Origin of the sequence: Streptomyces sp. Go-475, assembly GCF_003330845.1 — a bacterium.
In the GTDB taxonomy this organism is placed as follows: domain Bacteria; phylum Actinomycetota; class Actinomycetes; order Streptomycetales; family Streptomycetaceae; genus Streptomyces.
In genome coordinates this window covers 7,640,999-7,653,299 of record NZ_CP026121.1, presented here as the reverse complement: position 1 = coordinate 7,653,299, position 12,301 = coordinate 7,640,999, and the positions used below count along the sequence as shown (strand labels likewise).

The window sequence follows — 12,301 nt, the reverse complement described above, 5'->3', positions numbered from 1 at the left end:
GAGGCTGGTGGGGCGCGTTCCGATGGGAGTGCGCCGGGTGACGCGAGCCTCCGGCGCACGCCCGCGCCCCGCCTCCCCCGGCACCGCCGGGAACGATTTTCGGCCCGTCGCGCCGGGCACGATCACCTACTGGGCCCCTCTTTCCGGCGTCCGAGCGGCGCCGTCCGCCCCCGTGCCGCCGCGCGGGACATGCGGGCGGGCCGCGAAGTGCCGGGAGTGCCGGATTCGTACGGCAGACTTGGGGCGCGAAGACCGATGTGAAGGATGGGTATGCCGATCACACCTGCCACCGCGACGCACAGCCCGTCGAACGGCGCCGCAGACGCGATTTTGCTGGAACTGGTCGACGAGGACGGCGTGACGATCGGCACGGCGGAGAAGCTCGCCGCCCACCAGCCGCCCGGCCAACTGCACCGCGCGTTCTCGGTGTTCCTCTTCGACGAGTACGGCCGGCTGCTGCTCCAGCAGCGCGCCCTGGGCAAGTACCACTCCCCCGGTGTGTGGTCCAACACCTGCTGCGGCCACCCGTACCCCGGGGAGGCGCCCTTCGCGGCGGCGGCGCGGCGGACGTTCGAGGAGCTCGGCGCCTCCCCGTCCCTGCTGGCGGAGGCGGGCACGGTCCGCTACAACCACCCCGACCCGGAGTCGGGCCTGGTGGAGCAGGAGTACAACCACCTCTTCGTCGGCATGCTGCAGGCCGTGCTGCGGCCGGACCCGGAGGAGGTGGCGTCGACGGCGTTCGTGACCCCGCCGGAGCTGGCGGAGCGGCACGCCAAGGACACCTTCTCGTCCTGGTTCATGACCGTCCTGGACGCGGCCCGGCCGGCGATCAGGGAGCTGACGGGCCCGTCGGCCGGCTGGTGACGAGGGCCCGGACACCCCCTAGGAGTAGCGCGCGGGTTTGAGCGGCAGGGCGGCCCAGATCACCTTGCCGCCGCTCGCGGTGTACTCGACCTCGCAGGCGCCGCCCGCCTCGTGGGTGATCTCGCGGACGAGGAGCAGTCCGCGGCCGCCGGTCCGGCCGTGGTCGGCCTCCAGGGCCGTCGGCCGGTAGGGGTGGTTGTCCTCCACGGCCACGCGGATCCACTCGGCGCCGACGGCCACCTCGACGGCGATCGTCGGCGACAGGACGGCCGCGTGCTTCACGGCGTTCGTCACCAGTTCCGAGACGATCAGCAGCAGCCCCTGGGCCAGGTCGTCCGAGACGGGCACCCCCTGACGCAGCAGCAGGTCCCGTACGGCGTGCCGCGCCTGCGGCACCGAGGCGTCGACCGCGGGTGCGGTGAAGCGCCAGACCCCTTCGTACGGCAGCGGATCCACGGGCCCGGGGCCGAGGGGCGCCGCGCCGCCCTCTGGGCGTGGGCCGAACCCGCGCCCGTCGTCGTCCATCGTCCGGTCGCCACCCTCGCGCTCGATTGTCGCCACACCTCGAGTGTTGGTAACGATGCGCTCCGCACCCCAGGCCTGAACAGAAGTCAGCAACTATCGAGCACTTCTGACCGTTGGCGTATGACACGGTCAGTTGTGGGACTGCTCCTGTCCCTGTTGTGCCGTCTCGGCGAACTATTCGGGTTGTACGGGTTTGGCATCCGGATAGCATCCGGCGCATGGAACCGCAGGTGCAGTACAGCGTCGCCGACTCGGTGGCGACGGTCGTCATCCGCCATCCGCGGAAGCGCAACGCCATGACGGCCGCGATGTGGCGCGCCCTGCCGCCGCTGCTGGCTCAGGCGGCGGGCGATCCGGCCGTGCGGGCACTGGTGCTGACCGGCGAGGGCGGGACGTTCTGCGCCGGGGCCGACATCTCGACGCTGCGGGGCTCGCCGGAGGAGGCTCAGGGGCTGGCCGTGCGGGCCGAGGAGGCGCTCGCCGCGTTCCCCAAGCCGACCGTGGCGGCGATCCGCGGTCACTGCGTGGGCGGCGGGGCACAGCTCGCGGCGGCCTGTGATCTGCGGTTCGCCGAGAAAGGCGCGCTGTTCGGGGTGACGCCCGCGAAGCTCGGCATCGTCTACCCGGCGTCCTCGACCCGGCGCCTGGTGTCCCTGGTGGGGCCGGCCACGGCCAAGTACCTGCTGTTCTCCGGCGAGCTGATCGACACGACGCGGGCGCTGCGCACCGGCCTCGTCGACGAGGTGCTGCCCAAGGGTGAACTCGGCAAGCGGGTCGCCGAGTTCACCCGGATCCTGGTGTCCCGTTCACAGCTGACCCAGGCGGCGGCCAAGGAGTTCGCGGACGGGCGTACGGACCGGGACGCGCACTGGGCCGGGCAGGCGCGCGCGAGCGGCGACACCGCGGAGGGTGTCGCCGCGTTCCTGGAGCGCAGGCAGCCGCGGTTCGGCTGGAGCGTGCCTACGTCAGGGTGAGGCCGGCGTGCGACCGGAGCAGTTCGACGACGTGCGCGGGGGCCTTCTCGGGCGATCCGGCGTCGTAGGGCGGCTGCGGGTCGTACTCGGTGGCGAGCTGGACGATCTGCGCGTGGGTGTCGCCGGCGATGCGGCCGAGGAGAGTCAGTCCCATGTCGATGCCGGAGGAGACGCCGGCCGCGGTGACGTACTTGCCGTCGGTGACGACCCGCTCCCCCGTGGGCTCGGCGCCGCGGCGCCTCAGCTCCTCCAGGGCCAGCCAGTGGGAGGTGGCGCGGCGGCCCCGGAGGAGTCCGGCGGCGGCGAGCAGCAGGGAGCCGGTGCACACGGACGTCGTCCAGGTGCTGGTGGCGTCGGCGGTGCGCAGCCAGGTGAGCAGGGGCCCGTCGGCCGCCAGCGGGAGGGGGCCGGGGCCGCCGGGGACGACGATGATGTCGGGGTGCGGTACGTCCGCCAGGGCCCGGTCGGCGGTGAGCGCGAGGTTGCCCGAGTCGTTCCGCACCGGGCCGGACTCCTCGGCGACGAAGACCGTCTCCGCGTCCGGGATCCGGCCGAGGGTCTCGTAGGGGCCGACGGCGTCGAGGGCGGTGAAGCGGTCGTAGAGGACGATGGCGATCTGCATGGGGTCCCTTCTGATGGGTGCGACGGGCTCAGGGCGTCGACGCGGGGCGGAAGCGGCGGCGGTACTCCGCCGGGGGCGTGCCGAGGGCCTTGACGAAGGCGCGGCGCATGGCCTCCGGCGTGCCGTAGCCGCTGGCGCGGGAGATCTCCTCGACGCCGTCGGAGGTGTCCTCCAGCAGGCGGCGGGCGTGTTCGAGGCGGACGCGGTCCACGTAGCGGCCCGGCGTCATGCCGGTCTCGGCGCGGAAGGCGCGGGCGAAGTGGCGGGGTGAGAGGCGGGCGCGGGCGGCGAGGGCGGCGATGGAGAGGTCGGCGTCCGGGCGCTCGCCGATGAACCGCTGGACGTCCCGGAGGGGCTCGCGGTGTGCGGTCTGGGCCGCGAGCTGGGCGCTGAACTGCGCCTGGTTCCCGGGCCGGCGCAGGAACACCACCAGGTGCCGGGCGATGGTGAGGGCGGCGTCCCGGCCCAGGTCCTCCTCGACCAGGGCGAGGGCGAGGTCGATGCCGGCGGTGACACCGGCCGAGGTGGCGATGTGCCCGTCTCGTACGTAGACGGGGTCGGGGTCGATCTCGACGGCCGGATGGTCGCGGGCGAGCCGGTCGCAGTACGCCCAGTGGGTCGTGGCGCGGCGGCCGTCGAGGAGGCCCGCCGCGGCGAGCACGGCCGCGCCGGTGCACACGGAGACCAGGCGCGCGGCGCGCGGCCCGTGCTCGCGCACCCAGTCGACCAGGCGCGGGTCGGGCCGCAGGCTGCCCGTCCCGCCGGGGACGAGCAGGATGTCGGGGTCGTGCGCCGTGGCCAGGGACTCGTCGGGGACGAGCGTCAGGCCGCTGGTGGTCCGCACGGGCCTGCCGTCCAGGGCGGCCGTGCGGATCCGGTACGTCCCCGGGGAATACAGCTCGGCGCCCGCGAAGACCTCCACGGGCCCGGTGACGTCGAGACTCTGCACGCCGTCGAAGAGCACGGCGAGAACGGTGTGCTGGGCCATGCCGTCGATTCTTCGGGAGCGCGGACGACGGCCGCAATGACGAGTTCCCCACCTTTCCTGCCATGGCCCGCACGACCACAGAGGGCATACCAAGCGGTTGGTAACGTGCCCGTCATGACGACTGCCGCCCTCGAGCCGCGCGCCGGCCGACGCTGCCACAACGTGCTCAACTCCCTGCACTCCACGCACTACTTCTCGCCCGACCTGGGACGCGAACTGGGTGCTGTCGGGGTCACCGACCCCCGGGCCGTGAACTTCGCCGTGCGCGCCGCCGCCCTCGGGCCGGTCGGGGCCGGGGTGGTCGCGGCGGCCTTCTACAACTACAAGTACGAGCTGGTCGCCCGGCACGTGCCGGCGGTCTGGGAGAGCGCCACGCCCGGCCGGGTGCTGGCGGCACGCGCGCGTGCGGTCGACGCGACGCTGCGCCGGCTGCTGGGCGAGGAGGCCGTGGCGTCGGCGGAGATGGCCGAGGCCGCGCGGCTCGCGCTGCGCGCCGCCGAGGCCTGTTCCCGTGAGGCGCGGCCGCTGTACGCCGCCCACGCCGACCTGCCCGTCCCCGAGGAGCCGCACCTCGCGTACTGGCACGCGGCGACGCTGCTGCGCGAGCACCGGGGCGATGGGCACCTGGCCGCTCTGGTGTCCGCTGGACTGGACGGGCTGGAAGCGCTGGTGACCCATACGGCGACGGGCAAGGGCATGACACCGAAGTGGGTGTTCGGCACCCGGGGCTGGACCCAGGAGGAGTGGGACGCGACGAGGGACCGCCTGCGTGAGCGCGGGCTGCTGGACGCGGCCGGCGAGCTCACCGAGCGCGGTGCCGCCCTGCGCCAGGAGATCGAGCAGGAGACGGACCGCCTGGACCGGGCCCCCTACGAGCATCTGGGTGCGGAGGGCGTGGCCCGGCTGACCGAGCTGGGCGGGGCGTTCGCGCGCGCGGCGCTCGGGGCGGGGGCGTTCCCGGCGGATCTCATCGGCAAGGGCTGAGGGGCGCTTCCAGGGCCGCCCCGAGGACCACTGCGCTCCCGTTCGAGCACTGCCGGGTACATGTGTTCGGCCGTGACGCATGGTGGGGCGTCGGCGAGGTACCCGGTCTCTCCCGGCCGGTGCGGTCGGGAGAGGAAAGGGGAATTACGTGTTCCGTGCTATCGCAGACGTGCTGCGCCAGATCGGCGGGGCCATCGCCACCGTCGTGACGCTGCCCTTCCGGGCCCTGGCCCGGCTCTTCGGCGGGGCCTCGTCCTCCACCCGCAGCCGCAGGGCCTGACCCGGCCGCCGGCCTGCCGCGTGCCGCCCTGATCCCCGAGTGTCGGTGTCACCTGCCACAATTGCCGCGCAACCTCAGTGGAGAAGGCGGTACGGGATCGTGACGACACCCGGGTCCAACGGGTCCATCAGCGTAGGGTCCATCGAAGGCAGGATCGCCGAGGAGCTCGGCGTACGGGAGCGGCAGGTCAGGGCTGCCGTGGAACTGCTCGACGGCGGTTCTACGGTGCCCTTCATCGCCCGCTACCGCAAGGAAGCGACCGAGATGCTCGACGACGCGCAGCTGCGCACGGTCGAGGAGCGGCTGCGCTACCTGCGGGAGCTGGAGGAGCGGCGCGCCGCGATCCTGGAGTCGGTGCGTGAGCAGGGCAAGCTCACCGACGAACTCGAGGCGCGGATCCGGGCCGCCGAGACGAAGGCGCGCCTGGAGGACATCTACCTCCCGTACAAGCCCAAGCGGCGCACGAAGGCGCAGATCGCGCGCGAAGCGGGTCTGGAGCCGCTGGCGGAGGGGCTGCTCGCCGATCCGGGTGTCGAGCCCCTCGCCGCGGCCGCCGCGTTCGTCGACGCGGACAAGGGCGTGGCCGATCCCCAGGCCGCCCTCGACGGCGCCCGGGCCATCCTCACCGAGCGGTTCGCGGAGGACGCCGACCTGATCGGCGAGCTGCGCGAGCGCATGTGGGTGCGCGGGCGGCTGGCCGCCAAGGTGCGGGAGGGCAAGGAGGAGGCGGGCGCCAAGTTCGCCGACTACTTCGACTTCGCCGAGCCGTTCACGGAGCTGCCCTCGCACCGCGTCCTCGCGATGCTGCGCGGCGAGAAGGAGGAGGTCCTCGACCTCGTCCTGGAACCCGAGGAGCCGACGGACGGCCCGTCGTCGTACGAGGGGATCGTCGCCAACCGGTTCGGGATCGCCGACCGGGGCCGCCCCGCCGACAAGTGGCTGACCGACACGGTCCGCTGGGCGTGGCGCACCCGCATCCTCGTCCACCTGGGCATCGATCTGAGGCTGCGGCTGCGCACGGCCGCCGAGGACGAGGCGGTGCGGGTCTTCGCGGCGAACCTGCGCGACCTGCTGCTCGCGGCCCCGGCGGGCACCCGCGCGACGCTCGGCCTGGACCCCGGTTTCCGTACGGGCGTGAAGGTCGCCGTGGTGGACGCGACCGGCAAGGTCGTCGCCACGGACGTCATCCACCCGCACGTCCCGGCCAACCGGTGGGACGAGGCCATCGCCAAGCTGGCCCGGCTGGCGAAGGAGCACGCGGTCGAGCTGATCGCCATCGGCAACGGCACGGCCTCGCGCGAGACCGACAAGCTCGCCGGGGAACTGATCGCCAGGCACCCGGAGTTGAACCTCACGAAGGTGATGGTGTCCGAGGCCGGCGCGTCGGTGTACTCGGCGTCCGCTTTCGCCTCGCAGGAGCTGCCCGACATGGACGTGTCGCTGCGCGGCGCCGTGTCGATCGCCCGCCGCCTCCAGGACCCGCTGGCCGAGCTGGTGAAGATCGACCCGAAGTCGATCGGTGTCGGCCAGTACCAGCACGACCTGTCCGAGGTGAAGCTGTCGCGCTCGCTGGACGCGGTGGTGGAGGACTGTGTGAACGGCGTGGGCGTGGACGTCAACACGGCGTCGGCGCCGCTGCTCGCCCGGGTCTCCGGCATCACCTCCGGACTCGCCGAGAACATCGTGGCGCACCGGGACGCGAACGGGCCGTTCAAGTCCCGCAGCGAGCTGAAGAAGGTGGCGCGCCTCGGCCCGAAGGCGTACGAGCAGTGCGCGGGCTTCCTGCGGATCCGCGGCGGTGACGACCCGCTGGACGCGTCCAGTGTGCACCCGGAGGCGTACCCGGTGGTCCGGCGCATGGTCAAGACCACCGGGCAGGAGGTCGCCGGCCTCATCGGCAACACGGCGGTGCTGCGTTCGCTGAAGCCGCAGGAGTTCGTGGACGAGACGTTCGGTCTGCCGACCGTCACCGACATCCTCAAGGAGCTGGAGAAGCCGGGCCGCGACCCGCGTCCGGCCTTCAAGACGGCCGCCTTCAAGGAGGGCGTCGAGAAGATCTCCGACCTGTCGTCCGGCATGGTCCTGGAGGGCGTCGTGACGAACGTGGCCGCGTTCGGGGCGTTCGTGGACGTCGGTGTCCACCAGGACGGCCTGGTGCACGTGTCCGCGATGTCGAAGACGTTCGTCAAGGACCCGCGGGACGTGGTGAAGCCCGGCGACATCGTCAAGGTGAAGGTCCTCGACGTCGACATCCCGCGCAAGCGGATCTCGCTGACGCTGCGGCTGGACGACGAGGCGGCCCCGCAGGGCGGCCAGGCCGGCGGCCCGGGCGAGCGCCGGCAGCGGGGCGGGCGGCCGCCGCAGCAGCGGCAGGGCGGTGGTCGCGGCGGCCAGGGCGGCGGTCGCGGCGGCCAGGGCGGCGGGTCGCGTCAGGCGCCGGCGCCGGCGAACAGTGCGATGGCCGATGCTCTGCGCCGGGCCGGGTTGCTGGACCAGAAGAACGGCAAGCGCTGACGGCTGCGCCGGTCGGCAGTGCGGAGCTGCGGGGCCGTCGTGGCCGGTCGCGCAGTTCCCCGCGCCCCTCAGGGGACGGATCTAGACTGGGCGTTATGTCTGCTGCACGCATCCTCACCTGGGAAGTGTCCGCCAGCCGGGGTTTCGAGACCGCCTGGGCCCAGGCGGGCGACGGTGTGCTGCGGGCGCGTGGGCGGGCCGTCGGGACCGATCCGGAGCCCTACTGGGTCACGTACGACCTCGACGCGGGCGACGGGCTGGTCACCCGTCGGCTGCGGGTGACGGTCGAGTCCGGCGCCGGCAGCCGCACGCTCGATCTGCGGCACGACGGCGGAGGCGCGTGGACCGTGGACGGCGAGCGGCTCCCGGCCGTCGACGGAGCCCTCGACTGCGATCTCGGGCTGTCTCCGCTGACCAACAGCATGCCGGTGCTGCGGCACGGGCTGCATCGCGGGCCGGGCGAGGTGGAGTTGCTGATGGCCTGGGTGTCCGTGCCGGACCTGACGGTGCGGCCGTCGCGGCAGACGTACACGCATCTCCGGCCCGGGCGGGTCCGGTACGCCTCCGGTGACTTCCACAGCGACCTGGAGTTCGACGAGGAGGGGTTCGTCGTCGACTACCCCTCCCTCGCCAGGCGTCTGGCCGCTGTCTAGCGCTCGGTCACCTTGCCGTCCGCCACCTCCAGGCGGCGCGTCACGTGCACGGCGTCCAGCATGCGGCGGTCGTGGGTGACCAGCAGGAGGGTGCCCTCGTAGGCGTCGAGGGCCGACTCCAGTTGTTCGATGGCGGGCAGGTCGAGGTGGTTGGTGGGCTCGTCGAGGACCAGGAGGTTGACGCCCCGGCCCTGGAGCAGCGCCAGGGCCGCTCTGGTGCGCTCGCCCGGGGAGAGGGTCGCCGCGGGGCGCAGGACGTGGTCCGTCTTGAGGCCGAACTTGGCCAGGAGGGTGCGCACCTCGACCGGCTCGGTGTCCGGGACGGCCGCACGGAACGCGTCGAGCAGGGACTCCTCGCCGTGGAACAGCTTGCGGGCCTGGTCGACCTCGCCGAGCAGCACGCCCGAGCCGAGCGCGGCGTGCCCGGCGTCGAGCGGGACGCGGCCGAGCAGGGCGGCGAGCAGCGTGGACTTGCCGGCGCCGTTCGCGCCGGTCACCGCCACCCGGTCCGCCCAGTCGATCTGGAGGGACACCGGGCCGAGGACGAAGTCGCCGCGGCGCACCTCGGCGTCGCGCAGGGTCGCGACGACGGCGCCCGAGCGCGGGGCCGACGCGATCTCCATGCGCAGTTCCCACTCCTTGCGGGGCTCCTCGACGACGTCGAGGCGCTCGATCATGCGCTGGGTCTGGCGGGCCTTCGCGGCCTGCTTCTCGCTGGCCTCGCTGCGGAACTTGCGGCCGATCTTGTCGTTGTCGCTGCCGGCCTTGCGGCGCGCGTTCTTCACGCCCTTGTCCATCCAGGAGCGCTGCATCTGCGCGCGGTCCTGGAAGGCCGCCTTCTTGTCGGCGTACTCCTCGTACTCGTCGCGGGCGTGCCGGCGGGCGACGTCCCGCTCCTCCAAGTAGGCGTCGTAGCCGCCGCCGTAGAGGGTGATCTGCTGCTGGGCGAGGTCGAGTTCGAGGACCTTGGTGACGGTGCGGGTGAGGAACTCGCGGTCGTGGCTGACGACGACCGTGCCGGCGCGCAGGCCGCTCACGAAGCGTTCGAGGCGCTCCAGGCCGTCCAGGTCGAGGTCGTTGGTCGGCTCGTCCAGGAGGAAGACGTCGTAGCGGGACAGCAGCAGGGAGGCGAGGCCGGCGCGGGCGGCCTGGCCGCCGGACAGGGACGTCATGGGCTGGTCCAGGCCCACCGCGAGGCCGAGGGAGTCGGCGACCTCCTCGGCCCGTTCGTCGAGGTCGGCGCCGCCGAGGCCGAGCCAGCGCTCCAGGCTGGTGGCGTAGGCGTCGTCGGCGCCGGGGGCACCGTCGACAAGGGCCTGCGTGGCCTCGTCCATGGTCCGCTGCGCCTCGGCGACGCCGGTGCGGCGGGCGAGGAACGCCCGTACGGTCTCTCCGGGCCGGCGCTCCGGCTCCTGCGGGAGGTGGCCGACGGTGGCGGCCGGCGGGGACAGGCGCAGTTCGCCCTGCTCGGGCGCGGTGAGTCCGGCGAGCATCCGCAGCAGGGTGGACTTGCCCGCGCCGTTGGCTCCGACCAGGCCGATCACGTCGCCGGGCGCGACGACGAGGTCGAGCCCGGTGAACAGGGAGCGGTCGCCGTGGCCGGCGGCGAGGTTCTTGGCGACGAGGGTGGCAGTCATCAGAGCGCCGATCCTAGTGGGCCGCTCCCTGGGCCACGGCGGTCACCAGGACGCTCCCGGAGGTGCGGGCCACGAGGAAGGACTGCCCCTTGACGGCCTTGGTGTCCAGGGCGATGCGGTGGCGGCCGGGTTCCAGGACGCCGTCGAAGAGTTCGTGGGCGTGGGTGCGGGAGAGCCGGTCGAGGCGGTAGGCGGTGAGGGTGACCCGGCAGGCGGAGGTGACCTCGACGTCGGCTCCGCCGTCGGCGGCGGTCAGGGCGGTGAGGCGGCGTTGTCCGGCCGGGCTGCGGTCCAGGGCGTGTTCGATCTGGGCGACGAGGAGCGGCACGATCGGGGCGAGACCGTCGACGTAGGCGACCGGGACCCGGGCGCGTTCGAAGGCGCGGCGGACGGCGGCACGTTCCTGCTCGGCGATCCCCCGGCCGAAGGCGACGGCGCCGTAGCCGCGCAGTTCGTCGGCGGGCACGCCGTCGGCGTCGTGGGCGATGTCGGCGCCGACGCCGATGGTGCGTAACGCCGCGGCGAGCTTGGCCAGGACGGCGACGCGGGCGCCGATCAGCAGGACGCGGGGGCGGGTGTCGGGGGCGGAGCCGTTGAGCAGGGCGCCGAGGGCCGCCCGGTACTCGGCGCCGCGGAAACGGAACGGGCCGATGCCGTGGTAGCCGTTGCGCTCCAGGTCGGCGTGGTCGTCGGTCTGCCAGGCGAAGTCCCGCCAGATGAAGTCCTCCCCGTCCCGCAGGATGACCGCGGTGACGGCCCCGCAGGCCAGGTCCTCGCACTCGGGGCAGCCGTAGACGACGTACCGGCCGCCGGGCAGCGGCGCCGGGCTCTCCAGGAGCAGGCTGCGGACCTGCGCGGTGAAGATGGCGGGCGGTACGTCGGCGGCGAGCGGGGAGACCGCGTCGAGGTCGGAGAGCCGGAACAGCAGCGGGCGCCCGTCGACGATGAAGTCGACGAAGTCCCGGTGGACCTGGTAGCCACCGTCGGTGAGGACTCCGCCGGCCCGCATCGCGGGTGCCAGGCCGAAGGTCGTGTACGCGGCACACATGCTGTGAGTATCCCCACACTGCGCGTGATGTGAGCACGGCATGACACATTCCGCTACGGTCCGGGCCATGGCACGTGAGCTGAGTGACGAGATCGTGGTGGTCGGTGGCGGGGTCGTGGGGCTGACGACCGGCGTCGTTCTCGCCGAGGGCGGGCGCCGGGTGCGGGTCTGGACGCGGGACGCCGTCGAGGCGACCACCTCCGCCGTTGCCGGTGCGCTGTGGTGGCCGTACCGGATCGAGCCGGTCGCGCTGGCCCGTACCTGGGCGCTGCGGTCGCTGGAGGTGTACGAGGAGCTGGCGGCGGGGAGCGAGCCGGCCGGCGTACGCATGGTCGAAGGGGTAATGGGTGACACCCGGCTCGACGAGGTCGACGGGTGGCTGGCGGGGCGGGTGCCGGGGCTGCGGGCGGCCACGGCCGGCGAGGGCCCGGGGACGGGCATCCACGCCCGGCTGCCGCTCGTCGACATGCCGGCTCATCTGCCGTGGCTGCGGGAGCGGTTCGTCGCGGCGGGCGGGGTCGTCGAGACGCGTACGGTGACCTCCCTGACGGAGGCCGACGCGCCCGTGGTGGTCAACTGCACGGGGCTCGCCGCGCGGGAGCTGGTGCCGGATCCGTCCGTACGGCCCGTGCGCGGGCAGTTGGTCGTGGTGGAGAACCCCGGGATCGACACCTGGCTGGTCGCCGAGGACGAGGCCGGGGAACACACGTACATGTTTCCGCAGCCGGGCGGGCTCGTCCTCGGCGGTACGACCGAGGAGGACGCGTGGTCCCTGGAGCCCGACCCCGCGACGGCCGAGGCGATCGTCCGGCGCTGCGCGGCGCTGCGGCCGGAGGTGGCCGGGGCGCGGGTGCTGGAGCACCGGGTCGGGCTGCGGCCGACGCGGCCGGCGGTCCGCCTGGAACGCGATGCCCTGCCGGACGGGCGGCTGCTGGTCCACAACTACGGCCATGGCGGCGGGGGTGTGACGGTGGCGTGGGGCTGCGCGGAGGAGGCGGCCCGGCTGGTCACCGGCTGAGCATGGAAGAGGCGGCCCGGCTGGTCACCGGCTGAGTGCGGGGGGCGTGGCCCGGCTGGTCATCGGCTCTGGTCCCCGTCGGCCGAGGACGACCGAGGACGACCGAGGCCGGGCCGCCAGGACCGGGCGACCCGGTTGGAGGCGCCCGGGTCGCTCGATCGTCTCCGGTCGCCTCCGCCTCTCCGTCGTCTCCG

Annotated in this window: 12 protein-coding genes; 7 read left to right on the top strand and 5 right to left on the bottom strand. The window is 73.5% G+C overall.

Annotated elements, in window-relative coordinates; all coding sequences use genetic code 11:
• Positions 1–270: 270 nt before the first annotated feature.
• A complete protein-coding gene (gene idi, locus C1703_RS34715) occupies positions 271–864 on the top strand; it encodes an isopentenyl-diphosphate Delta-isomerase (RefSeq protein WP_114256554.1) in 594 nt (197 codons plus the stop codon).
• 18 nt (positions 865–882) lie between these two features.
• Here idi and C1703_RS34710 read toward each other — a convergent pair whose 3' ends face one another.
• Entirely contained in the window at positions 883–1,389 is a 507-nt protein-coding gene (locus C1703_RS34710) for an ATP-binding protein (protein WP_114257739.1), read from the bottom strand.
• A 218-nt stretch (positions 1,390–1,607) separates the two neighbouring features.
• Here C1703_RS34710 and C1703_RS34705 point away from each other — a divergent pair, with 218 nt between their 5' ends.
• The gene (locus C1703_RS34705) at positions 1,608–2,363 is read left to right on the top strand and encodes an enoyl-CoA hydratase/isomerase family protein (protein WP_114256553.1); all 756 of its coding nucleotides are present in this window, start codon (positions 1,608–1,610) and stop codon (positions 2,361–2,363) included.
• Here C1703_RS34705 and C1703_RS34700 read toward each other — a convergent pair.
• Positions 2,350–2,985: a DJ-1/PfpI family protein gene (locus C1703_RS34700; RefSeq protein WP_114256552.1), complete on the bottom strand. Its 636-nt coding sequence runs from the start codon at positions 2,983–2,985 to the stop codon at positions 2,350–2,352. The two genes, C1703_RS34705 and C1703_RS34700, sit on opposite strands and share 14 nt — an antisense overlap.
• A 28-nt stretch (positions 2,986–3,013) precedes the next feature.
• Positions 3,014–3,973 carry a DJ-1/PfpI family protein gene (locus C1703_RS34695; RefSeq protein ID WP_114256551.1) on the bottom strand — a complete coding sequence of 320 codons (960 nt, stop codon included), beginning with the start codon at positions 3,971–3,973 and terminating at the stop codon, positions 3,014–3,016.
• A gap of 114 nt (positions 3,974–4,087) precedes the next feature.
• Between C1703_RS34695 and C1703_RS34690 the strand changes: the two genes are divergently transcribed.
• The 4 genes from C1703_RS34690 to C1703_RS34680 all read left to right on the top strand — a co-directional run bounded on the left by C1703_RS34690 (position 4,088) and on the right by C1703_RS34680 (position 8,404).
• Positions 4,088–4,957 (top strand): hypothetical protein, encoded by an 870-nt coding sequence (locus C1703_RS34690; RefSeq protein ID WP_198678351.1) that lies wholly within the window; start codon positions 4,088–4,090, stop codon positions 4,955–4,957.
• A 148-nt stretch (positions 4,958–5,105) separates the two neighbouring features.
• Complete coding sequence (locus C1703_RS40235; protein ID WP_252100478.1) at positions 5,106–5,237, top strand: LPFR motif small protein; 132 nt, start codon at positions 5,106–5,108, stop codon at positions 5,235–5,237.
• 99 nt (positions 5,238–5,336) lie between these two features.
• Positions 5,337–7,751 carry a Tex family protein gene (locus C1703_RS34685; protein WP_114256549.1) on the top strand — a complete coding sequence of 805 codons (2,415 nt, stop codon included), beginning with the start codon at positions 5,337–5,339 and terminating at the stop codon, positions 7,749–7,751.
• A gap of 95 nt (positions 7,752–7,846) precedes the next feature.
• Positions 7,847–8,404 carry a putative glycolipid-binding domain-containing protein gene (locus C1703_RS34680; RefSeq protein ID WP_114256548.1) on the top strand — a complete coding sequence of 186 codons (558 nt, stop codon included), beginning with the start codon at positions 7,847–7,849 and terminating at the stop codon, positions 8,402–8,404.
• On the opposite strand, the gene C1703_RS34675 is transcribed toward C1703_RS34680, so the two are convergent.
• On the bottom strand, positions 8,401–10,041 hold the full coding sequence (locus C1703_RS34675; protein ID WP_114256547.1) for an ABC-F family ATP-binding cassette domain-containing protein: 1,641 nt from the start codon (positions 10,039–10,041) through the stop codon (positions 8,401–8,403). The two genes, C1703_RS34680 and C1703_RS34675, sit on opposite strands and share 4 nt — an antisense overlap.
• Positions 10,042–10,054: 13 nt before the next feature.
• A complete protein-coding gene (locus C1703_RS34670; protein WP_114256546.1) occupies positions 10,055–11,089 on the bottom strand; it encodes an oxidoreductase in 1,035 nt (344 codons plus the stop codon).
• 67 nt (positions 11,090–11,156) lie between these two features.
• On the opposite strand from C1703_RS34670, the gene C1703_RS34665 reads away from it, so the two are divergent.
• A complete protein-coding gene (locus C1703_RS34665; protein WP_114256545.1) occupies positions 11,157–12,107 on the top strand; it encodes an FAD-dependent oxidoreductase in 951 nt (316 codons plus the stop codon).
• Positions 12,108–12,301: the final 194 nt, after the last annotated feature.